18 protein-coding genes and 1 tRNA gene are annotated in these 23,199 nt (G+C 38.7%); 8 read left to right on the plus strand and 11 right to left on the minus strand.

All coding sequences use genetic code 11. The features are described 5' to 3' along the window. Nucleotides 1-17 precede the first annotated feature (17 nt). The 7 genes from ACXACQ_RS16395 to ACXACQ_RS16425 form a co-directional block, all read right to left on the minus strand. On the minus strand, nucleotides 18-1,706 hold the full coding sequence (locus ACXACQ_RS16395; RefSeq protein ID WP_474977048.1) for a hypothetical protein: 1,689 nt from the start codon (nucleotides 1,704-1,706) through the stop codon (nucleotides 18-20). After that, on the minus strand, nucleotides 1,699-3,168 hold the full coding sequence (locus ACXACQ_RS16400) for a PorP/SprF family type IX secretion system membrane protein (protein WP_474977049.1): 1,470 nt from the start codon (nucleotides 3,166-3,168) through the stop codon (nucleotides 1,699-1,701). Before ACXACQ_RS16400 ends, ACXACQ_RS16395 begins: the two co-directional genes overlap by 8 nt. A 1-nt stretch (nucleotide 3,169) precedes the next feature. Beyond that, nucleotides 3,170-5,626, minus strand: a complete 2,457-nt coding sequence (locus ACXACQ_RS16405; RefSeq protein WP_474977050.1) for an FG-GAP-like repeat-containing protein — start codon at nucleotides 5,624-5,626, stop codon at nucleotides 3,170-3,172. A 22-nt stretch (nucleotides 5,627-5,648) separates the two neighbouring features. After that, entirely contained in the window at nucleotides 5,649-10,280 is a 4,632-nt protein-coding gene (locus tag ACXACQ_RS16410; protein ID WP_474977051.1) for a T9SS type A sorting domain-containing protein, read from the minus strand. A 225-nt stretch (nucleotides 10,281-10,505) separates the two neighbouring features. Beyond that, nucleotides 10,506-10,799, minus strand: coding sequence for a hypothetical protein (locus ACXACQ_RS16415; protein ID WP_474977052.1), 294 nt, complete (start codon nucleotides 10,797-10,799; stop codon nucleotides 10,506-10,508). A gap of 25 nt (nucleotides 10,800-10,824) precedes the next feature. Continuing rightward, a complete protein-coding gene (locus ACXACQ_RS16420; protein WP_474977053.1) occupies nucleotides 10,825-11,094 on the minus strand; it encodes a hypothetical protein in 270 nt (89 codons plus the stop codon). Between the two features lie 466 nt (nucleotides 11,095-11,560). Beyond that, entirely contained in the window at nucleotides 11,561-11,770 is a 210-nt protein-coding gene (locus ACXACQ_RS16425) for a hypothetical protein (protein WP_474977054.1), read from the minus strand. 278 nt (nucleotides 11,771-12,048) lie between these two features. On the opposite strand from ACXACQ_RS16425, the gene ACXACQ_RS16430 reads away from it, so the two are divergent. After that, on the plus strand, nucleotides 12,049-12,498 hold the full coding sequence (locus ACXACQ_RS16430; RefSeq protein ID WP_474977055.1) for a helix-turn-helix transcriptional regulator: 450 nt from the start codon (nucleotides 12,049-12,051) through the stop codon (nucleotides 12,496-12,498). On the opposite strand, the gene ACXACQ_RS16435 is transcribed toward ACXACQ_RS16430, so the two are convergent. Continuing rightward, entirely contained in the window at nucleotides 12,488-13,855 is a 1,368-nt protein-coding gene (locus ACXACQ_RS16435; RefSeq protein WP_474977056.1) for a tetratricopeptide repeat protein, read from the minus strand. The genes ACXACQ_RS16430 and ACXACQ_RS16435 overlap by 11 nt on opposite strands. A 108-nt stretch (nucleotides 13,856-13,963) precedes the next feature. Beyond that, nucleotides 13,964-14,161 (minus strand): hypothetical protein, encoded by a 198-nt coding sequence (locus tag ACXACQ_RS16440; protein WP_474977057.1) that lies wholly within the window; start codon nucleotides 14,159-14,161, stop codon nucleotides 13,964-13,966. A gap of 809 nt (nucleotides 14,162-14,970) precedes the next feature. On the opposite strand from ACXACQ_RS16440, the gene ACXACQ_RS16445 reads away from it, so the two are divergent. From ACXACQ_RS16445 to ACXACQ_RS16455, 3 genes are all read left to right on the plus strand, one after another. Next, a complete protein-coding gene (locus ACXACQ_RS16445) occupies nucleotides 14,971-15,873 on the plus strand; it encodes a hypothetical protein (RefSeq protein ID WP_474977058.1) in 903 nt (300 codons plus the stop codon). 77 nt (nucleotides 15,874-15,950) lie between these two features. Continuing rightward, entirely contained in the window at nucleotides 15,951-16,106 is a 156-nt protein-coding gene (locus tag ACXACQ_RS16450) for a hypothetical protein (protein ID WP_474977059.1), read from the plus strand. Nucleotides 16,107-16,109: 3 nt separating this feature from the next. Continuing rightward, entirely contained in the window at nucleotides 16,110-17,726 is a 1,617-nt protein-coding gene (locus ACXACQ_RS16455; RefSeq protein WP_474978485.1) for a recombinase family protein, read from the plus strand. Here ACXACQ_RS16455 and ACXACQ_RS16460 read toward each other — a convergent pair. Then, nucleotides 17,689-17,760, minus strand: a tRNA-Arg gene (locus tag ACXACQ_RS16460). The two genes, ACXACQ_RS16455 and ACXACQ_RS16460, sit on opposite strands and share 38 nt — an antisense overlap. Before the next feature lie 349 nt (nucleotides 17,761-18,109). Between ACXACQ_RS16460 and ACXACQ_RS16465 the strand changes: the two genes are divergently transcribed. Further along, nucleotides 18,110-18,397: a hypothetical protein gene (locus ACXACQ_RS16465; protein ID WP_474977060.1), complete on the plus strand. Its 288-nt coding sequence runs from the start codon at nucleotides 18,110-18,112 to the stop codon at nucleotides 18,395-18,397. Between the two features lie 2 nt (nucleotides 18,398-18,399). On the opposite strand, the gene ACXACQ_RS16470 is transcribed toward ACXACQ_RS16465, so the two are convergent. Next, the gene (locus tag ACXACQ_RS16470) at nucleotides 18,400-19,155 is read right to left on the minus strand and encodes a DeoR/GlpR family DNA-binding transcription regulator (protein WP_474977061.1); all 756 of its coding nucleotides are present in this window, start codon (nucleotides 19,153-19,155) and stop codon (nucleotides 18,400-18,402) included. A gap of 185 nt (nucleotides 19,156-19,340) precedes the next feature. Between ACXACQ_RS16470 and ACXACQ_RS16475 the strand changes: the two genes are divergently transcribed. Genes ACXACQ_RS16475 through ACXACQ_RS16485 form a run of 3 tightly spaced genes read left to right on the plus strand, consistent with a single transcriptional unit; the run spans nucleotide 19,341 to nucleotide 23,165 of the window. Then, nucleotides 19,341-20,906 carry a glycerol-3-phosphate dehydrogenase/oxidase gene (locus ACXACQ_RS16475; protein WP_474977062.1) on the plus strand — a complete coding sequence of 522 codons (1,566 nt, stop codon included), beginning with the start codon at nucleotides 19,341-19,343 and terminating at the stop codon, nucleotides 20,904-20,906. A gap of 35 nt (nucleotides 20,907-20,941) precedes the next feature. Further along, complete coding sequence (glpK, locus tag ACXACQ_RS16480) at nucleotides 20,942-22,432, plus strand: glycerol kinase GlpK (RefSeq protein WP_474977063.1); 1,491 nt, start codon at nucleotides 20,942-20,944, stop codon at nucleotides 22,430-22,432. A 1-nt stretch (nucleotide 22,433) separates the two neighbouring features. Further along, a complete protein-coding gene (locus ACXACQ_RS16485) occupies nucleotides 22,434-23,165 on the plus strand; it encodes an MIP/aquaporin family protein (protein WP_474977064.1) in 732 nt (243 codons plus the stop codon). The last annotated feature ends 34 nt before the right edge of the window (nucleotides 23,166-23,199 follow it).

The raw sequence follows: 23,199 nt of genomic DNA on the forward strand, positions 1-23,199 counted from the left end.
TGTTCTATTAATTGAGTTTAAAAATTAAAGCTATATCCAAGTGTTCCGGTGAACTCACTAAAGTCTGGACTTGTGGCAATCTCCACTGTCCTTCGAAGCATCACCATGTTTAAGCTGATGTTATGTTTTTTCTTTAAAGTGTAATTGCCGTTCACCCTTAGATTGATTACTGTATTGGCTAGTGCCCCATTTTGATAGGTGTTATTCCCCCCAAGGGTAAGAGTCGTATTCAGCTTTCTTTCAAAAAAAGTACGCCTTACCGCTATGGTTGGGCCTATCATAGTGCCGTTGGTTAACGCGCTTTCATTTCTGGATCCATTTAAAGAAATAGCCACCGAAGTGTTGAGTGGCACCCAGCTAATATTATAGGCCAAATTCATGTTATAAAACCTTGTGCCACTGTTTTGTTCTGCTCCACCTTGATCATCTGAAGCATCTTGAAAGGTGGTATTCACATTCAGGCTTTCTCTTTTTTGTTTGCCTGTAGAAAGCATATATACCATCGTCAAGGTGGCATTTTGCGATATTTGGGTGAAGTCCAGCGTGTCTAGGTTATCATAAGGAGTCAACTGATTAATATTATCAAATTGAGACCTGATGTTGGTATAGGTCTGAAAGTTAGAATAAGAGGCATTCAGGTTAAGCTTTTGCGTGGGACTATAGGTAGCATTGATAGCACCCAGCCAACGCCTCATGGCGCTAACTTTATTGTCATCGAGGTTATCACGTTGTAAACCACTGTTTACACCCATGTTTACTTTACCGCCAAACATTGTCCAATTCACCTGTGCGGTAATGTTTTCTAAATCGTTATTAAAATAATAAGCGCCCAAGGTTCTATACCCCGGATCTATTCTTTCATAAGTCACCCCAGCAGAATACCCTGCTCCCTGATAATTAAGTGCTCCCTTATAGGCGTGGTAGTAGCTGGATGAATACCTTGGGGTATACAATCCACCTGCACTATTAAAAGGAAAGGGGCTATTGCTATTTTCTTCTACACCGGTATCACGAGTAAGGGCACTGGTAGCATATTCAGCACTGAGGCTCAACTGGTCTATGAGTTTCTTGCTAGCACTAATGCTCAATACCAAATTCTCTTCTGGAAATAAGCCCTCAGGAATGCTGTCTAACGATTGTGCATCATCAGCAGCCCTAAACAAGGTGCCGGCCACAAAGTCGTTGCCTTCACCATATTTTAGCTGTAGGCCATAACCCATTCGCTGAAAAGCCGCTTCTTGCAGACTATCCGCTTCTACAGCTTTAATAAGTCTTCCGTACATGGATTTAATGCTCCATTTATTAGTGGGAGTGGCTTCTACTCCAGCACCCAAAAATTGATGCCCGTTGAGGGTATAAGGGGAGAAATTCATGCTACTCCACCCTAAATGAGCCGTAATCCACTTGTACTTTGGGTGTAACCCGTACTGATTAAAAGGCTGCTGAAAGCTGGTATTTTGGTTGGAGACACTAAACGAAAAAGGCACACTCCACCCATAGAGGTTAAAGGCCAGTTGTCCTGTTAAATAATAAGCATAAGGGTCTCTACGCTGATCAATACCATGGACTGCGTAAAAAATCTGATTCAGACTTATTCCTCCATTTACCTTTAAGGGGTCACTTTTACCTACCTGCTGCAAATCCTGAGCTTTGGCAAGCAGACAGCAGCAGGTGAGACACAAGAGTAGTATTATTTTTTTATTCATAGATAATAAATTCTACTCTACGGTTCTTCGCTCTATTTTCTTCTGAATCATTGGCGACTAATGGTGCTTTATCTGCTTTAGAAGTAGCCTTCAGGCGTTTGGCATCTATGCCCTGACTGATCAGGTAGTCGATCACCACCTGAGCTCGCTGCATAGCCACCTTTTTGTTCGCACTGGCAGTGCCCACATCATCTGTATGACCAATAACTTCTAAATATGTATAGGGCTGTGCTTGTAGCAGACTTACAATCTCATCAAGATAATCGGTAGCCTCATTATCCAGTTCACTTTTGTTAAAGCCGAATTTAAAATCCTTCCTTAAAGCAATGTGATAATCGGCTGCTGTGCGTGGCGTTTGACTCACGTTACCCGTTACATTTTCTCCTTCCTCAGCTTGTGCCTCAGGCCTTTCAAACTGAATATCTTTCACTGAGCCGACCTGATATTCCGAAGGGGCTATAGTTGTAGTTTTAGAAGTCTTTGATTTCAAAAGTCCTCTAAAAGTAAAACTCACTTCTAAGCTATTGCCTGTGATTTGGCCATAACTGCCCGTAGGCACCTCATAGCTAAAGCCTACAGCAAACTGTGGTTGCTGTATTTGTAGGCCAAGGGCAACTTGTCCTTGGTCTCTATAGCCTCCGTACATTTCTATGTAGCCATCTTTTATGATATCAAAGGGATTTTTGTTCTCGAAATATTTTCTGGCCACTAACCTTGACTGTACAAAGTGATTGTTGTTTTCATATCGATAATGTGCGGCTGGGCCAATTTGCCATTGTACTCCTTCAAAAAGTGCCCAGTAACCTTGAACGCTGTATACTTGTGATAACTGATAGTCGCTATTGCCCCACGCTACCTCAGGGCTATTGAGCTGGTAGGCACTGACTCCTAAATAAGCACGATTCCGCCCCATATCATCATGTAATCCCCAATTCAAGCCACCTGATATAGACAGGTAACCTGTTTTATCAAAGCCATTGACTTCACCTGTGGGTAAATTAGGATCAAAGCCATAGTAACTGTCCCACTGACTGGCGGTGTAAATAGCGCCCTCACTAAAATATTGTTGGTGCCATGCGGCATTCACTCCAAGGCTAAGTATTTGGTGTGGGTTCAGGTGGATGTGATGAGCATAACCCCCTTGTAGGCCATTAGTGATGTATTGTGTCTCTGTCCCTGTTTGTCCATGCATCAGCGCAAGGCCAATACCACCTTTAATTTTTCCTGTTGCACTAAGAAGAGGAAATTGTCCATTCACGGCTGATTCACTGGCCTTTTCTCCGTTAGTGAGCGTACGTTGTCTGTACTGTGCTGTCAGCTGCCATGAGGTTTGTAGACCTGCCCATGCAGGATTGGTGAGGATGCCAGCCCTTTCAAATTGACTATACGTGAGCTGCTGCGCATGGGAAACACTCACTAAGACTAAAAACAATATCGGTATTAAGTAAAGCTTTCTCATCATCTTATCTCACTAGTCTAAATGTTCCTTGTTGTTTACCTTGATAAGAAAGGGGTATTCCATCAACATACGTCCCTTCCAGCTTCCATACATAGAGCCCAGACGGCATCTTTTGCCCTTCATAGGTACCATCCCAAAACTCTTCTAAGCTATTAAGCTTTATGAGTGTGTTGCCAGAGATATCATACACTTCAAGGTGAATTTCTTTAATGCCAGTGCCATAGGCTTGAAATATATCATTGCTGCCATTATTGTCTGGACTAAAGTAATTGGGGATAAATAGTGTTGCTTTTACTTGTACCTGTACACTATCAGTGGCACTACATCCATTAGTGTCTGTTCCTTGCACATAATAGTAGGCGCTTATTTGTGGCCTAATCTCTAATGGATTAGTATTCCATACATCTTGCAGGGCTTCACTAGACCAAAGGTAACTTTGAGCCCCTGAGGCGGTGAGTAAAGTCACTTCATTTTGTCCTACCGAGATATTGTCACCTGCATCAACCTGCGGCAAGGCATTCACCCTAATGGCTACCTGAGCGGAATCTACCAGACAATCTTCCATATATACTTTCAAAAGATATTGCTGGGAAGATAAAGGGGCTACTTGAGGGTTGGCTATATCTTGACTGCTAACAAAGTTTTTTCCAAACCATTCATAGCGATAAGGCAGTAAGCCTCCTGATGCTGTGGGATGTCCTCCTAATAAAAGGGTGTCGCCAATGCACATGGCTTGGTCGCCACCACTATTGATGATGGTGGTAGGATTGGCTATTACCTGAGTAAATGCTTCTTTCACGCATCCTAAAGCACGCTCAACGCTTAATGTAATTTCTACGTTTTCATCTCCAGGTACATAAACCGTATCTTCACTAGAGAAGGCGGTCTCTTTCGCATTAAGGTACCAGTGCACTACATCTCCTTGCTTTTTATCTTCATAAGTCAGCATTACTTCGCGGCCACATTGTAACCGCTGCTGGGCAATAGCAATATCATAACATATATAAAACTGCTGCTCTTCACTAAAAGCGCTATGCTGAAGGCTTTGATCTACAGCTTGCACCGCCCAATAATATTGTCCTTCTTTAAGTTTGTTAATGGCATATTCATTCTTATAGATATCACCTAGAGTAGGCAGGTATGATGTGCCGTCCTTATAGTTAGTCAGGCTGCTTTTGATATTTCCACGGCCTTGGCTGCTTCCTAAGTACAGCTTGTAGGTGAGGCCTAGTGCCTTCGTTTCAGTATCACTACTCGCTGTCCATGAAAATACAGCTGTATCGGCCTTTGTATTTACCGTTAGCCCTTCAGGAAGGGTAGGCTTTTGATTCGTGTTACTCAGGTTGTTTTTGTATAAACTACTTACTGATGAAGTTACAGAATACCCTGTCACAAAAAGGTCTGTTTGCAAGTCCTTGTCGTAATCAACCCATGATGCTTCTCCTGAAATAATACCTGCTAGTGGTGTGTTGCTTTGTATAAAATTACCTTGATCGTTGTTATACAGCTTAGCGATGAAGTCTTGTCCTTGCAAGCCACTAAAATATAAGTCTAAATCACCATCGTTATCATAATCACCAAAAGCCCCAACACTCAATGCTATAGCCTCCAGGTTTTGGTGGAGTTGAAAATTAGTGCCAGTGGTGTTGAGGTAAAGCTGATTGTAATAGGTGCCATAGCGGATGCCACTGATCCATAAGTCGGTGAATCCATCTTGATTAATGTCTCCACATTGCCATTTTCCAGAAGCTAAGCCTGGTAATGAAGTGGCTGTAGTGGTAAATTCTCCCAGGTTGTTCTGATAATAAATCACTACGGGCTGATTGTTGTTATCAAGGCCATTGATAATGATGTCTTGCCAGCCATTTTTGGTGAAATCAGCAATTAAGATATTGCCTTGGCTTAAACCTTCAAAAGTGAGGTTACTCTCCACATAGTTTGAGCCTTCATATGTATACAGAAGGGTTTCTCTAAGGCCTTCATTATTTACTCCATTAATTAATATTTCCGCATTTCCGTCATTGTTATAATCGATTGATTTTACCGATCCATAGCCAAGCCCCTTTAAAGGCTGTAGCAAAACATACTGACCATTTTCTTCTTGCAGGTAAATGGTGCTTTGCATTTGGTTGGCCTCATTCACTCCGGAGAGTATAATATCAGGTCTATTGTCATTATTGAAGTCAAATACTTCAATGTCACCGTCAGATAAACCAGGGAAACCAGTGCCCATTGGGCTGAAAGTGCCATCTTTATCATTGATATAAATATCAGTATACTTGGTGTTGTCATTTCCAATGCCCATCATGATCACATCCATCCACTCATCACCATTAACATCAGCCCAAGTAGCTGCTCCATTGCCAAGGTCAGGCAGCTTGTCATCTACTAAGGTGAAGCTTTGGGCATGTAAATAGACGTGAGCTACCAAAGCCAGAAGTAGTGTTACTCCTTTTCTCATATTCATTAAAGCCATTTAATGTTTATTCTATGATTATTTTTAATGTTTCGGTTTGGTCTTCAACCTGTAGAATAAGGAAGTAGACTCCCGTTTTGAGGTTGTCATAGGCATAAGGAATGTCATATTCCTGCTGCCCACTTTCCTTGTGCAGGTCTATCTCTCCCTGTCCTTGCAACTGTAAAAACCTAAGTTGAATGTCCATAGCCTTATGCAACTTGACACTGGCAGTAAACTTTCCGGTATTAGGGTTGGGGTATATTTCAAAGGATTCAATAGTTTCTCCTTGATAGCCAAACTTATCAGGGGTAAAAACACCATCCTTATCACTTACCACTATTGATTTGGTCATACTGGCTTCACAGCCTGACAGGGAAGTGTTTAATGTGATGGTATATGTTCCTGGTCTTGGAAAAATCACTTGTTGATGATATCCGTATTTTTCAAGCGTGATGACTTCCTCAGGAATCTCCCAAGACGAAGAAGATGGCTCCGGATAAGATACATTGACCAGTACTACTGTATCCCCGGCAATGGCTTCGGTAAGCACTAAATATTCTGCTTGAAGTATTTCATTGTTGATCGCTAAAGTGTATTGTCCGGTGCCTTTACAGCCATTAAAGTCAGTGACTTCCACACTATATTCTCCTGCCTGCGTTGCTGACAAAGTTTGCTTTGTGCCCACAAGTACTCCTTCATACCTCCACTCATAGGTGCTGCCAGCATGTCCTGCATCTAGTACAGTACCTTGCCCTTCGCATATTGTGCCGCTATCACCAAGGTCAACAGTTAATGGGGTAGGATTGAGAAGCTCCACACTGTATTCAGCACTGCAACCATTTTCATCAGTAACTATGATGCTATAATTGCCCCAGCAAAGGTCAGTTCTTTCACTACCAGTTACTCCATCGTTCCAAAGCAAACTATAAGCACCAAAGCCACCCACTACGCTCACTGAAATGGCTCCATCACAAGACCCATGGCAGGAAGGAGGCGTACTTTGATCTGAAATGATTATTGGTTCAGGGCTTTCAACTGTAACGGTAAAATAATTCTTACACCCTGCTGTATTTTCAAGTTGGATCAAATAATCCCCTGAAGCCAAATCATATCTTGTGGCTTGGGTACTTCCATCAGGCCACATCAATTGATCTGTTGCATTCAATACTATTTCTACCGAGCCATCATAGGCTTGATAACAGCTTACAGGAGAGGAAACAATCTGGACAGGCTCGGGTGCATTGGTATTGGCTATACCAAAAGTTTTTGTTAGTGTACATCCATTGGCATCGGTAATGAAAACCGTATAAGTACCTGCTTCCACTTGACTAAGCACAGCAGCAGCCCCTACAGTTTGTCCTTGAGCATTTTCCCATCGGTACAAATAAGGTGACTTACCCCCTGAAGTAATTACCTCTATTACGCCATCGGCCATGTGACATGCGGTAGCCTGATTTTGCACTAAGTTAATGGTAAGGCCTGTGGGAGAAGAGAGGTGCACTTCTTTCGTAAGTGGGCAAGTGCCTGCGCTATCGAGAGTCACCACCTGATAGTCTCCTTCTGGTAAATTGTAAAACGCTCCACTGGTTTTCCAGCTTTGGCCATTATCTATTGAATATTGATAAGGAGGTTGTCCGCCTGTAGCCTGCAGCGTAAAAGCACCATCTGAAGCGCCATAACAGGTGATGTCATTTTTAGCAACTAACTGCACTTGCATGGCAGTCGGAGCTTTAATATCAATGCTTAGTGTATCAGTACACCCTTTGGCATCTTGCGCGTAAAAGCTATAATTTCCTGCTGGCAATTGGCTATACACCGCATTGTCATAATTGGCAGCTTCTCCCAGTTTACCATATTTATAGGGTACATTGCGCCATCCTCCCGAAGCCTGTAAACTGATAGAGCCATCGGCAAAACCAAAGCAGCTGGCTTGGGTCAATTGATTATAGGACAGCGATAATGCAACCGCTGGCTCTTCAATGGTAAACGGACTTCCTGAACGCGGATAACTACACCCGTTATCGTCCTGAACCACTAAATAGTAAAGTCCTGCTGTAAGCTTTTCAACACTTGCTCCTTCGTTGTTATTCTCCAGAGTGTCTTTAGCCATCACTTGTTTATATTGATCCTGCCATTGTAAGTAATAAGGGGCAGTGCCTCCTTCAATGGTAGCTGTGACTTGTCCATTGTCATCTCCTTTACACATCAATTGAGATACCGCTAATGCTGTATTTAATTTATCAGGTTCAGGCATATAAAGCGTGTCATAGCCTTTACATCCATAATAATCTTCAATCATCACCTGATAATCCCCTGAGATAAGCGCATCGAAAACTGCACTGTCCACAGGTGCACTAGTAGCATGAGTTTTCTCAAAAGGGAAGTCCAGGTTTTCAGGTACAGCTAAATGGGTGATGGTATAATCATAACTGTAAGGGCTGTAGGGCAATCCCTGATTTCCTTTCAACCCCATGCTTCCTGTGGCACTGCCAAAACAGGAGGCTGCCATCAGCTGGTAATCTGATAATATTACAGGCTGCGGCTGAGTGAGTGTGGTAGTCGTAGATAATTCGCAGCCATTAGGATCGCGCAGCCATATTTCATAGTTCACATCTGCACTCAAGTCACCAATAAATGCTTCATGAGATACGCCTTCACTTTGGCCTCTTAGCGTTTCATCTATATACAATGAATACGGGGTAGCGCCTCCATTGAGGATAAAATAGAGACTGTCAGTACTATTAAAGCATCTTACATCATAACTCTCCGAAGGATCATTTGGATTCGGATAATTATTTACCGGACTTACTTCTGTAAAGGATAAGGGCTCAGGCCTGGAGAGTATAATCTCTTGAGTGCCTTCATAGCGGCAAGCGTACCGATCTTTAATTTCATAGGTATAGGTGATGGACTGCTGAGTATTATCGACCGCGGGTAGACTCGTAAAAACAGAATCCGTACTTTGCTCATCAAATCCATCGGAAGAAAGCACCCTGAAGTTATATGGAGGAGTGCCTCCCTCACCAGAGAGCGTGATAATGCCATCAGTAGACTCAAAACAAGATACTTCAGTGCCTCCAATATATTTATAAGTCTCGGCTGAAGCCTGCGGAAGCCGATCGGGTTGCTTAATGACTATCTCATCTTCAGAATAACATTGCGTGGTGTTGTTTTCATCTTTTACTTCAACGTATAACGTATATTTTCCTGAAGATAAATGATCGAAAATCACGGGGTTAGATTCACTAATTGGAGTTTGAGGAGATGCATTACCGCCATGATCATTATCAAGGGTAAAATATAAATTTCGGTTATCATCTATTTTCTTTATCTTAATATATCCGGTATCATCTCCTGTACATAAAATATGCTGTATTTCAGCATATTCATTATTAAAAATAGGGTCATCCATTGTAAACAACCTTTCATTTTGGTCTGTGGGCAAGCCTATGATTTTAGGAGGGGGAGGGAAAATGTCAATGGCTCTTGATGCTTGACTATAATATATATTAGTAACATTGTCATAATAATACACCTTGGCAGTATAGTACCTGGTTTCATGCTTGCTCACTTCTGGCACTGGTAGTTTGATGGCATATAGTCCATAAGTAGAAGTACTATAAGTAGTGGCTATTTTTGTGTATTTAAGGTCTGTAATAGGCACCTCTTTGTAGCATTCATCATCATTACATATATAAGTGCAGTCCCCTTCCTTAGGCTCTGTTTTTCCACATAATATGCATGCCTTAGCTATTTCATTGATACAATTTTGATCGGCAACCGTTTTATATCCTATAGTATGTCTTGCTCCGTTTTTATTTTCATACCATTCTATTTTCTGGATACCTCCCTGAAGAGGGTAGCTGCCAGGAATCCATTTTATAAAATATCCATAATCGAATCCATTCGTTCCACACACAATACTCGAAGTTGAGGGAGTGTTGGGGGTGTCATTGAAATCTTTTGGGTAGAAAAAGGAGGGACTATGCATAACGGGTGGTGTAATTGTATAGCGTATTTTAAAACTATATTTACCTCCCATCTCTGGAGCATTATAAGTCCAAATACCTGAACCAATTTGTGCATCTATTGATAATGACTCGTCAAACTGTACTCTTTGGTGATCATTATCGTCTCTACAATTTTCCCCCCAAACATTACAACCACCACAATCTGAATCATAAGAAAAGGGATCTCCACCACAGTCTTTTTCAAACCCCTCAAATTTTATATCAAAATCATAAGTAAATCCGGCTTGATAATCATATAGCCCGCTATAAACAGTGTAAGGCAATGCTTCTCCTAATCGAGTTGGTAAGTTATTGTTGCTTTCGTTGAGGCAAGTACTTTTTGGAAAATCATCTACACCTATGCCGGAACCACCTTGGTATTGGTAGTCTTCTTCGGTTTTTAGTTTGCTCCATATTTTCCAGCGATATTCCAACAAGCCGTCTCCATCAGGCCCCCCATAGCCACATACTTCTATTACTTCAAGCTTAATTTGATATTTTCCTTTCCCATAATTCGGGCCGTCATTTTGCCCAAAAGAGAATTGTGAAAAACTCAATAACAATAAAAGCAGTGTGCCTCTTAAAAATAATAGGCGTAGTAAATCCATTAAGCTCTTGCTGCTTAACAATTCGTAAAATATTCTCATAAAAGCCAGTTTCTATAAGACAAGTATTATAATATCAAAAAAGTAGGAGTAATGGTCAGGTTACCCTTAAGTTTAAAAAATACATTCGAATTAAATCATTATAAATCAAACAAACAATTAAAATAATTATATTTTAATAAAATATTTGTAATAATAATTTATTTCAAATTCAATAAGTGTTATTAAAGTGCTATTATATTCTTGGGTAAATGAAAAGGTAACCTTTTATTCTTCAATAACTTGTTTCATCCTTTTTAGCTGCACCATACCCCTGAAGCTTTTGAGCTGAATGATTTGCTCTTTAAACTGGCTATAGAGCATCGTTACCTGATGTTCGTAGGGCTTTAGGAAATGAGCATCACTCATAATGGCCATGAGTTCTTCGTCATATACAGTTTTAGCAAATTCCATGTGGCTTGCCTCATACCGCTTAAAGAGCTCTTCCATGGTGTCAATAAGCTGATTGTGTACTGATAAAAATCTTTCGTACTGATTAGCATTAAATGTTTTACTTGTCATGGTGATGTGGTTTAAATGAAGAAATTTATTGATGAAGTCTATGGCTATAGTTTTTTAAAAAGGTGATATGATTTTGCATTTTATCATACATCTCTTGAAATTCACCTTCAAAGGCAGCCAGAAATTCCTTAGGCTGTGGGCTGGTATACAAACACTTTTCATTGATAGTGGCCACTAGTTCTGTATTAAGCTCAATATAAGCGTTCAGCTGCTTCTGCATATCCATTATAAAAGCATCTAAAAGGTTTCTTAATTCCTTAACCTCTTTGGATTGGCTATTTTCCTTTTCTTGCATAATTTAAGATTCTGATTTATTCAATAGGATAACTTCTTTGTTCCAAAGCCTTAGGGGAAAATGGCGGAACCTTTTCCCCTGATAGGCTTATCCTTAGTCCCCCTGGACTTTGGCAATAGTTAATACATGTATCAGGCATGAGCAGCAAGGAGGGAACGTTTCTCCTTACCTTTCATGCCTGCCTGAATTCAAACACCGACATTCAGGATTTATCATTCATTTTAGCAGTTAGTAGAAAATGGAGGGTAGTGCTGAGAAGAACTCACACTGCCTTCCTTATATCAGCATTACAATAAGCTTTTTATTGACCATTAGTGCAGCGGCTGTCAGATTACATGCCGCTGCCGCTAATGGTGTTCAACCTAAACCCGCCCTTCCGTTTGAAGGGCTTGAATAACCTTTATGATTCATAAAGGATGCCTTTCGTTGCACCCCTGCAACGAAGGGACTTTTCAACCTAAACCGATTATTTTTTGGGCTTTGTATATTCATAGCTTCCGGTAGTTTTGTTGAACCTGATTCTACCTCTTATCGCACTTAAAATATCCAGATAGTTATAGACTTGCCTGCTTGACACGCGAAGGGTATCGGCAAGCTCACTCACACTACCTGTTTCTCCATTCTTTATCACCTCATCTAATAAAAAGATTCGTTCTACCACTTGTTGTAAAGCCACCTGAATGGGTTTGTATTTATTTATTATTCGTTTTAATTTATAATTCAAATATACGCTTGAAACTATTAAATATTCATCTCAGGTAATTAAATATGCGGTTTTGTTGATTTTGTTTGTGGTTTTAATGATGAGTGCCATTTTGTATGTAAATTGAAATGGCAGTTCATGTAATAAAGAATTGCAAATTTTACCGGTAGGACAAAGGAATGAACCAGTAGTTCATTTCAATTGAGATGGATTATAATTACTTTTGATTTTGGAATAAATTAAGATACCTCGTGGCATTAAGAAACAACAGAATTGCTGAATTACGTAAAAAGAATGGCTACACGCAGGCTCAAATAATAGAGAAGATCAGTGAGGTTACGGGAAAGAGTTTTAGGCAAGCGACCATATCGACATGGGAAAATAATAAGGCTTTACCTGAAATGGATATTTTAATGATCTTGGCAGACTTATTTCATGTATCGCTCGATAATCTTTTTGAACGCCCCGTGACTACCTATCAAGAAGAAGGGGTGTTTAGCAGTGAAGCTTTAAAGGAGAAATTGGTGACTCTAAAACAATTACAACAGCAATATCACCAAAGCCATACTGCTGATATTTATAATCAAATTACACAATTAACTGCTGAGGTAGCTAGCCATGCCATTGCCACTACAGAGAAATACGAGGAGCTAAAACTCAAGTTTGAAGAATTTGCCGAATTTCTGAAGTTTAGCCATTAAGCGGTAGAGACACCATTTCTCTGAGCACATCAAGCCTACCTCTTAGTCTTTTCAAATCTTTATCAGTACGTACCCACTTATAAACAAATGCCACAGTAATAAGCAATAACAATACTGAGGCAATAATAAACATCAATTTATAGTCAGCCTCCTGAGCTGTTTGCTGCTTCTGCTCATCAAGCTGAATGGTGCGCACTAATGCTTCGTTCAGCGCGTTGAAATTTGTCTTTTTCTCTAAATCCTTTAAAAGGTGATCTTGGATATCGTCATATGCCAGTGTATTTAATAAATGGCTCGCCTCTAAGTTCTTGCCTGAAGCGTACAAATAATCAAATGAGGTGCGTATTTGCGATAAAGATTCTTGCAATGGTAGATTGATGACATCTTTATTGGAGATTTCTATAGCATGCTCATAAATGGCAATCGCCTCTGAATGTTGGCCTTGTGCCTGAAATAGTTTACCCTGAATGTTCAGCGCTCCCGTTAAAATTTGCTTATCTATATCAATTTTTTCTGAAATGTCTAGGGCAGCCGTCATATATGTAGATGCCATCTGGTAATTCTCTAAAGCGGTTTCTACTTCACTTAGGTTAGCATAAATATAAAACTCCTTTTCAGGCTGATTACTGAGGAATTTTAAAGATTCAGTATAATGATTTATCGCCTGTTGGTATTCACCTTTTTTATAAAACATAGCGCCCATTTGGTAATATATCAAATGGAAATAACTCTCTTTTAAATCTTGTGGCAGTTGGTCTGCTAGTAACAGTGTTTGCTTGAAATGTTCTTCACTGGATAAAAATTGAGGGTCAGGCATGCTATATAGGCATATCGCTTTATTATAATTTGATAAAATCAGATTTTGAAATTTTCCTTTTGATTTATAAACTGGGATGGCTGTATCGAAAAAATCTATAGCATAAATATAGTTGCCACCTTCTAGGAATACGATTCCTAAATTATTAATCACATCTGCTACATCCTCTGATAAATTAAGTGATTCATAAAGTTTTAATGACTGTAGGTAGGCATCAGTTGAATTAATAAGGTCTTTGTGTTCTAATTTCAGTAGCCCAATATTGAAATACGTGTCAGCCAATATTTTTTGATCATCCATTTCTTCAGCTAATTCTTTTTCTTTATTTAAGTAGCTTAAAGTTTGATCAAAATCCTTACTCCATGTAGAAGTATGCAGCTTTTTGTATACTTGAAATTTTTCAGTATTGGTCAGATTTTTATCATTCAATAATTCATGTAATTCACTTGCGTTAGAAGATAAGTTTAATTCTGGTTCAATGTTGTGTTTTGAGCAGGCAATTAAACTTATTAATGTTAATACAAGTAAAGAATACTTCATACTGGCTGAGGTTATAGGTTAAGTGCTTCAAAGCTCCCAACAAACTCATTGTTCAACAAACCAATATAAAGTATAATCTTACGTTGAATTATTTTTCAAGGAATCTTATTATTTAGGTCCTATACTAATCCCGCCAGGTCCGGTAGTCAAATTTTCTGCTTGATCATTTTTTACCTTAGGTACTATATTTTCAGAGTCATCTGAGCATGCAGAAAAGCTTAATAATGAGCCAAATAATATCGCTGCAATAAGAATTTTGGTGATTTTCATAGTTGTAATTTTAGTATGCACAATATTACCAGCCATTCATGAAAAATGAAATTTCATAACCACACCTTAATTACCTCTGTAACGTCTAAAGCCAACATTTGAGAGAGTGACTGAACTAGTAGTTCAAAATTACATCTACCCGATTTATGGGCATATAAGCCGCTGTTTTGGGGTGGTAAGTATGAGTAAAATTATAATGCTTCACCTCTGATATATAAATATTGAGGCTTCTTTATTACATGGGTTTTAGCACGTTTTATATACGTTTAAATTCATTTTTAATAATGGATAGTTTATAATCTGATAGATTTCAGCTTTTACTCTGGAGCTCTTCTTATTTAATCATGATTGTTATTTGTAATCATGTGTAATAAAGTGTAATAATGTGTTTTTAGCGCGTTAGTTATCTGTGAATTAAGTTTTCGGGAGTGGAACGATGTTATGAATCTGTATCTTTTAATGAAATGTAGCCCATAGCTATCAATGACCATAAAGGTAAATAATGAGATTCGCAGGTGTGGCTAAGTAAACTTCATTCACCTTTAATGCTGTAAACCCAACTTTGAGAGAGGAAAATTCAGCAAGGATAGGCTGTTTTTTGATGTAAACATGGCGTTTATAACCTGTAAACAGGCTGTAAACTTGGTTGTAAACAGACTTTGTTTACAAGTAAGGGTCGTGTCCGGAAAAAACCTGTTACAATCTTAAAGAAAATGACCTATAAAAATATATCATGGTTATTGAACAGCAGAACATTGAGCATGATGTATTTTAATAATTGTTACAAATTGAAATAATTATTAAAATATCTTTGAAATTAAATTGTTTCTTTCTTATCATTGATCATGGATAAGAAATTAGACAGTTACTTTGGAGGCGCTAGTTTAGCCCTGGCCATCCAGCTGCATCAGGAGATGACCCAAAACAAATCATTTACAGTGAAAGAGACCGGTTATTTATCCCTTTTACTAAAAAGATGGGCGGAGAAAGAGGTGCTGGATAACTATTGGGATAAAGATCAAGGCCATAAGAAATTCACTTACATAGAGTTCATTTGGGTAAAGATTTTAGGAGAATTAATAGCCATGGGAATAGCGCCTGCCACTATAAAAGCTATGAAAGAAGACCTCTTTGAGGATATTCCTATTTCTATTCTCCAAGAGATGTTTAAAGCTAATCCTGAACTCATCAACCAGCTTACTGATGAAGGTGAGCGAGAACAGTTAAAAGAGTTGATTTATAGTGAGGAAGTATTAGATGAGGAAAATGACAACCTGAGTTTTAATCTACTCACGCAGCTTGTATGTGAAACTATTCTACACAGACTACCAATATCACTTTTATTATTTACTGATGGCACTTGGCTGCCATGGTACGAAAATAAGACTGACATATTAGATGAGGAAGACTTGCGTAAAGTAGCATTTGACACTCATGTGAAAGTGAGTATTTCCAAAACAGTCAAAGATTCTTTCCTATCTGAAGGCTCTGATTACCTGCTATCATACCTCAATATATTTACCTCAGCAGAAATGAAATTACTTAAAACAATAGGCTCGGGGGAATATGATAGCATTACCATTCATTTTAAGAAAAAGAAAATGAATAGTCTTGAGCTAACCAAAAAACAAGATGTAAAAAGACGAATTGTGGATATACTCCAAGATTCCGCTTATCAAAACATCGAAGTAAAAACGCATGACGGGTTAATTACTTCATTAACTAATACCGTAAAAGTGCGATTATAACTACCTTCATAGAAGGGCAACACATGCAGAAGCACTTCACTTGTAATACCAAGATGGTGCTTACCACCATGTAAACATTGAAATCAAATAATAAAAAAGAAAAACTAACGGCTGAGAAATTGAAAACATTCGATGGTCTAGAGGATTTAAGTGAGACTGAAGCAGAAGCAATAACATCATCACTGAATGAACTTGCCGCCATTTTTGCTGATATGATATTGAAAAATAATTAAGCTATGAGTAAGAAGCCAACTGAAGACCTAACACTATTTGAAAAACACTTCTCTAAAAAAAGTAAGAGTAATAAAATTCCTCAGAATGATTTATGTGTAATCTATACTCGTGTTTCCACCAAAGAGCAGGAAGATAACACAAGTTTGGCATCTCAAATGAAGTTCTGCTTAGATTACGTTGAAAAAAGTAAGCTTAATCTCGTGGAATGCTTTGGAGGTAAAAGTGAAAGCGCCTCTACTGAAGAGCGAGAAGCGCTGAAGCAAATGCTGAATTTTGTTCGCAAAAGAAAAATATCCAACATTATAGTTTATAAAGTGGATAGGTTTTCACGGTCTGGTGCTGGCGGAATATCTCTTGCGGAAGAACTTAAAAGCAAGGGACATATAATACACTCAGTGACACAACCAGGTGACTCTACAACGGCTGTGGGAGGATTGAATCAGAATCTTCAATTTTTGTTTAGCAATTATGAAAAAGAAGTTATAAAGGAACGCTGTCAAAACGGAATTAGAGATCACTTGTCCAATGGTTATTGGACAGGCAATTGTCCTTTTGGTTATACTCAAGTTGGTTTCAAGAAAAATCAAAAATATATCATTAATGAAAATGGCAGACTGATCAAGCAGGCATTTATATGGAAATCACAAGGGAAAACGAGTGAAGATATCTTAAAGCTGCTAAGTAATAGAGGAGTGAAATTATACTCGCAGCACTTATCAAAAATTTTCAGAAACCCTTTTTACTGTGGGCTCATCGCACACTCGGCACTTAATGGGGAGATGAAAATAGGGAGGCATCCTGCAATAGTTAGCAAGGAGCTGTTTCTAAAGGCCAACAAGGTTCTTCAAGGTAACCCTCAAGGATATAAGCAAAGTGAAAACGAACAACACCTAATAAATGTGCCTCTTAAAAATTTCGTAAAGTGTGATAAATGCGGAACATCATTAACTGGCTACGAAGTGAAGAGTAAAGGTTTATTTTATTATAAGTGCAATAGTAAAGGCTGTAAGTGTAATAGGAGCGCTAAGGCAATGAATAGCTTATTTGAGAAATTTTTATCTCAATATATGCTTTTGCCTCAGCTATCAGCCCCATTAAAATTTGCTTTAGAGTATTACATAGATGCTATGAGCGAAAGTACTTTACAAGATTCTAAATTATTAGAAAAGCGTTTAAAAGAAGTTCAGAAGAAAATCGATACGATTGAAGAGAGATTTATCTTAAAGGAAATTACAGATGAAATGTATCACAAATTTATTCCCAAATACAAAAAAGAAAGGGAGCTTGTACTTCAGGAATTAGATAAATACAAAATTAATTTATCGAACCTGAAAAATAGAATAGATAGCATCGCTCAAACAACCTCTAACATACTGAATATGTGGAAGGTAGGAACATTTGAAAGTAAATTAAGATTGCAAAATCTAGTATTTCCAAGCGGAATACGATATGATAGGCAAAATGATGATTATCGAACTTTAAGAGTTAATTCAATTTTTGTGCTAACTCGCTATATAACAGAGAATTATAAAGACAAAAAAATAGGGGTAAATGATTTTTTAAATCAATTACCCCCTTCAGTAGCCCCGACAGGAATCGAACCTGTATCTGGAGTTTAGGAAACTCTTATTCTATCCATTGAACTACGGGGCCGTTTATTTGGGAGTGCAAATTTATATAAAAATTACATTCGACCAAGGTTAGCGATGCCTTAATTGAAAATCACTGTAAATTGTTTAATAGACAAGTTACGTAGCCTCCCCTTAATAAGGGGTAAATATATTCATTATTACTGTTTATGTTAAATACAACGTCAGGAATATTCCAAATAAATAAAAAGCATGGCCTAAAACAAAAGTTGTATTATGTAGTTGTATCTACTTAAATGACTAAGCTTAAAGACATTAGCTCAGTCTTATTTAAATATTTATAATTATTTTATTGAATTTATAAATATTTTTAGCTTATTTTAACCTAAAGACAATAATCAAATAATTACTATATGGATCTAAAATATAAATCTTCGGGGCCTAACATTCAGGACAAGAATGATTTATTGTGTAAAAGGTTAGATCTTTTAATTCGTAGAAATGAAAGTTTGCTGGAGAAATTTCAACAGGTAAATATGGAATTTGTTAGCAGGGCTTACGAAGACCACCTAATAGAATTAATGGACGAAAAGAGCTTTTTAGGGGTTTTTGAAAACAATTTTAAAAATGTTTTAGAGCAGGTTAAAACAAATATTGAGGCCTTAAAACAAATGCAGATTGAGGTTGAAAAGGATAAATAGCACTATTCCACTACTGTAACTTTTATTTCCATTTCTTTCATCTTATCGATTACAGCCTTTGAAAGTGTTCCGTTGGTAACAACTTCATCTACTTCGCTAATATCACATATTTTACAAAAACTTCTTTTTCCAAATTTTGACGCATCGGCAAGTAAAATAGTTCTTTCAGCTGATTTCATCATTTCTCTGTTTAAGTGAGCCTCCTCCAAGTTCGTGGTTGTTAAGCCATGTTCTAAGTCTATTCCATCGGCACCTAAAAACAATAAATTACAACTCACTTCTTTCAGTATTTGCATGGCTAAGGGCCCAACCACCGAAGATGAGCTATGCCTGATGTACCCACCTAGTTGAAGGGTTTGTATGTGTTCATAACCTGCTAATACTTCTGAAACCTTAACAGATGAAGTAATAACAGTAAGGTGTTTGGCTGCGCTAAGGTATTTGGCTAACATTTGCACGGTAGTGCCAGAAGCTATGATAATACTATCACCTGTTTTTACCATCTGAGCACCAGTAGATGCTATGGAAGACTTCTCTGTTACATATATCTTTTCCTTTTCTACCACAGGCCTATCTTTTATGTATGGGTTTTCTAATGAAGCCCCCCCGTGCGTCCTAAAAAGCAGCCCTTTGTCTTCTAATAGTTGTAAGTCTTTTCTTATAGTAACTGCCGATACGTTAAGCAATTCACATAACTCAACAACTTCTACATATTTGTCTTCCTGTAATTTATTTAGTATTTCCTGATGTCTCTTCATGGCGTTTAACGTTAAAGCGAAATTAAACGAAACTTTTCGAATGTCCAAAGACTAAAAATTGATCACTCAAAAAACTAAATAGCTCCTGTTCTGTTAATTTGTAAAGGCATTAACTTTCGATATTCTTCGAATAGTTTTGTTTTTAGTAAAATTTAATTAGCTTTAACGAAATTAAAGGAAAGAAAATGAATATATATTCTAGGGCATCGATCAAAAGCAAGTTACAGGACAATGGCAGTTGGGATGTGGTAATTATTGGTGGTGGTGCAAGCGGGCTTGGAATAGCACTAGATAGTGTGACCCGCGGATACAAAACTTTACTTTTGGAGCAGGTAGATTATGCCAAAGGAACCTCTAGTAGAAGTACCAAACTAGTTCATGGAGGGGTTAGGTATCTTGCCCAAGGGAATATTGATTTAGTTAGAGAGGCATTATACGAGCGTGGACTGCTGTTAAAAAACGCACCGCATTTAGCTCATGACCAAAAATTTATTATACCTAATTATAAATGGTGGGATGGCATATTTTATACTGTAGGGTTGAAGGTATATGACATACTAGCCGGTAAGTTGAGTTTGGGTAAATCTATTCATATCAATAAAAAGACAACCGAAGCGAGACTGCAAACTATCAATAAAGAGGATTTAAGAGGTGGGGTTGTATATCACGATGGACAATTTGATGACTCTAGGTTGGCAGTAAATGTCGCTCAAACGTGTATTGAGCATGGAGCCACTATCCTCAACCATTTTGAAGTGAAAAACTTATTAAAACAAGGAGATAAGATCAGTGGAGTAGTGGCGGAGGATATGGAAACTAATGAGCTCTACAATATTAATGCTTCAGTAGTTATTAATGCCACAGGTGTTTTTACTGATGAAATAATGCAAATGGATAATCCAAATGCAGGCCATATGATTAAACCTAGTCAAGGGGTACATCTGGTTTTTGATAAATCGTATTTACCTGGTGATGATGCTATTATGATACCTAAAACTGATGATGGCAGGGTGCTGTTTTTAGTGCCATGGCATGATAAGGTGGTTGTTGGAACGACTGACACTTTGCTTGAAAGTCACAGCCTAGAGCCTAAAGCACTTGAAGAAGAAATAGAATTTATAATCAACACCGCCAATAAGTATTTAAACAAGTCAGTTTCACGAAAGGATGTACTGAGCATATTCGCAGGTTTACGTCCTTTGGCGGCCCCAAAAGGAGACTCACAGAAAACAAAAGAGATCTCGAGGAGTCATAAGGTTTTGGTTTCTAAGTCAGGTCTTGTTACTATTACTGGAGGTAAATGGACCACATTTAGACGCATGGCTCAAGATACTATCGATAAGGCTATTTCTCTTGGGAAACTACCACAGAAGGATTGTAAGACTAAAACACTTCCTATTCACGGAGCTAATAAATCCATTTCTGAATCTTCTCACTTATCTGTATACGGAAGTGACATCGATAAGCTTCAGGCTTTGATTGCTGAAAAACCAGAGCTGGGCGAAAAACTGAGCCCAAGGCTACCATTTTTAAAGGCAGAAGTAGTGTGGGCGGCAAGGCATGAAATGGCTCGCACCGTAGAAGATGTATTGGCTCGCAGGGTACGTGCGTTATTCCTAGATGCCAGAGCCGCGCATGACATGGCTCCAGAGGTAGGTCGACTTATGGCAGAAGAATTGAATAAAGATGAGCATTGGATGCGATATAATGTTGAAAAATTCCAAAACTTAACTAAACAATACACCTTGTAATATATTGAAGAAACGTTAACTACTAATTACTACTCATGGAAAAATATATTTTAGCCTTAGACCAGGGCACTACTAGCTCTCGGGCTTTGCTATTCGATAAAAAAGGCAACATAATATCTGTAGCGCAGAAGGAGTTTACTCAATACTTCCCTCAGCCAGGATGGGTGGAGCATGACCCCCTAGAAATATGGAGCACTCAAGCCGGCATGGCTGCAGAAGCTGTAACCAAGAAAGGTTTAAATGGCCAAAACATTGCGGCCATAGGTATAACCAACCAAAGGGAGACAGTAGTGGTATGGGAACGTAAAACTGGCAAGCCTATCTATAATGCTATAGTATGGCAAGATAAGCGCATGGCCAAATATTGCAATGAACTTAAAGAAGATGGCCAAGAAGATTTTATAAAGGAAAAAACTGGCCTAGTAATAGATTCTTACTTTAGTGCTACTAAGGTAAAGTGGATTCTTGATAATGTAGATGGTGCACGCGAAAAAGCCAACAATGGAGAATTAATGATGGGTACCATTGATACGTGGTTAATATGGAACTTTACCAAAGGAGAGCTTCATATTACCGATGTGAGTAATGCCAGCCGTACCATGCTGTATAACATCAATACCATGCAGTGGGATCAAGAATTGTTAGATTTCTTTGGAATTCCCAAGAGCATGCTTCCAGAGGTTAAAAGTAATAGTGAGGTATATGGACATACAAAGACCACCGTTTTTGCAAGCAAAATACCTATTGCCGGCATAGCGGGAGATCAGCAGAGTGCACTCTTCGGGCAGCTTTGTACTCAAAAAGGTATGGTAAAAAATACCTATGGCACTGGGTGCTTTATGCTAATGAATATCGGCAATGAGCCTATTAAATCGAAAAACAAGCTTTTAACTACAGTAGGATGGAAACTCAATGATGAGGTAACCTATGCACTAGAGGGTAGCATTTTTGTGGCTGGAGCCGTAGTACAATGGCTGCGCGATGGTTTGAAGATAATTTCCAAATCATCAGAAGTGGAGAAATTAGCTAATTCTGTTGAGCATACTGATGGGGTTTATTTTGTACCTGCATTTGCAGGGTTAGGAGCTCCGCACTGGAATCAAGATGCCCAAGGTACCATTTTTGGTCTCACCAGAGGCACTACGGATGCTCATATAGCCAAAGCAGCATTGGAATCAATAGCTTATCAAACTATGGATATACTTAAAGCCATGGAAAAGGATGCCGAAATAGACATTGCAGAGCTTAGAGTAGATGGCGGGGTAACAGTAAATGATGCATTAATGCAATTTCAGGCTGATGTACTGAATACCAAAACCATACGCCCTCAAATCATAGAAACTACAGCTATGGGTGCTGCATATTTTGCCGGATTAGCTGTCGGATATTGGGATAGTTTAGATGAAATTCAAGACATTTGGCAAACCGATATCGCTTTTGAGCCTACGCAAGAACGTGAAGAAATTGAAAAAGGAATAAAGGGATGGTATAAAGCAATTAAAGCATTAGAATTCTGGACCCAATAATATGACACCATTTATAGCTGAAATTGTAGGCACCTATTTACTACTTCTCTTAGGAGGTGGTGTAGTGGCTAATGTTTTACTAAAAAACACTGCCGGTAATAATGGCGGTTGGATCGTAATTACTACCGGATGGGCGCTGGGGGTTTTTGTAGGGGTAGTAGTGGCAGGCCCTTATAGCGGTGCACATCTAAACCCTGCAGTAACCATAGGACTCGCTATGGCAGGCACATTTGACTGGGCGCAGGTGGTTCCGTTTATCGGAGCTCAATTGATAGGAGCTATGCTAGCGGCATTTACCGTGTGGCTTACATATAAAGACCATTTTGATGCAACAGATGATGCAGAGGCAAAAAAAGCGGTATTCTGCACCGCACCTGGTATAAGGAATATTTTCAGAAACTTATTTACTGAACTGGTAGGTACTTTTGTTCTGGTTTTCACTGTATTAAATTTCACCGATGCCTCTATTACAGATAGTGGCTCTGCTATAGGGCTAGGCTCATTAGGAGCATTACCGGTAGCTTTTTTAGTATGGGCAATAGGTTTATCCTTGGGTGGGCCCACAGGCTACGCTATTAATCCTGCTCGTGACTTGGGGCCTAGGTTGGTGCATGCGATGTTGCCCATGAAGAATAAAGCCAATAATGACTGGAGCTATGCATGGGTGCCCATTGTCGGACCTATTTTAGGTGCAATTGTAGCGGCATTACTGCATGGCTGGCTCAGTTTATAAAATATCATTAACCAATAATGGTACGGGCTAAATC

This window comes from Fulvivirga sp. AWR4_260, assembly GCF_056158185.1.

Bases quoted from the DNA above. Each gene is read 5' to 3' on its own strand.
- ACXACQ_RS16395 (WP_474977048.1), bottom strand. From the start codon at position 1,706: ATGAATAAAAAAATAATACTACTCTTGTGTCTCACCTGCTGCTGTCTG.
- ACXACQ_RS16400 (WP_474977049.1), bottom strand. From the start codon at position 3,168: ATGATGAGAAAGCTTTACTTAATACCGATATTGTTTTTAGTCTTAGTG.
- ACXACQ_RS16405 (WP_474977050.1), bottom strand. From the start codon at position 5,626: ATGAGAAAAGGAGTAACACTACTTCTGGCTTTGGTAGCTCACGTCTAT.
- ACXACQ_RS16410 (WP_474977051.1), bottom strand. From the start codon at position 10,280: ATGAGAATATTTTACGAATTGTTAAGCAGCAAGAGCTTAATGGATTTA.
- ACXACQ_RS16415 (WP_474977052.1), bottom strand. From the start codon at position 10,799: ATGACAAGTAAAACATTTAATGCTAATCAGTACGAAAGATTTTTATCA.
- ACXACQ_RS16420 (WP_474977053.1), bottom strand. From the start codon at position 11,094: ATGCAAGAAAAGGAAAATAGCCAATCCAAAGAGGTTAAGGAATTAAGA.
- ACXACQ_RS16435 (WP_474977056.1), bottom strand. From the start codon at position 13,855: ATGAAGTATTCTTTACTTGTATTAACATTAATAAGTTTAATTGCCTGC.
- ACXACQ_RS16440 (WP_474977057.1), bottom strand. From the start codon at position 14,161: ATGGCTGGTAATATTGTGCATACTAAAATTACAACTATGAAAATCACC.
- ACXACQ_RS16445 (WP_474977058.1), top strand. From the start codon at position 14,971: ATGGATAAGAAATTAGACAGTTACTTTGGAGGCGCTAGTTTAGCCCTG.
- ACXACQ_RS16455 (WP_474978485.1), top strand. From the start codon at position 16,110: ATGAGTAAGAAGCCAACTGAAGACCTAACACTATTTGAAAAACACTTC.
- ACXACQ_RS16465 (WP_474977060.1), top strand. From the start codon at position 18,110: ATGGATCTAAAATATAAATCTTCGGGGCCTAACATTCAGGACAAGAAT.
- ACXACQ_RS16470 (WP_474977061.1), bottom strand. From the start codon at position 19,155: ATGAAGAGACATCAGGAAATACTAAATAAATTACAGGAAGACAAATAT.
- ACXACQ_RS16475 (WP_474977062.1), top strand. From the start codon at position 19,341: ATGAATATATATTCTAGGGCATCGATCAAAAGCAAGTTACAGGACAAT.
- glpK (WP_474977063.1), top strand. From the start codon at position 20,942: ATGGAAAAATATATTTTAGCCTTAGACCAGGGCACTACTAGCTCTCGG.
- ACXACQ_RS16485 (WP_474977064.1), top strand. From the start codon at position 22,434: ATGACACCATTTATAGCTGAAATTGTAGGCACCTATTTACTACTTCTC.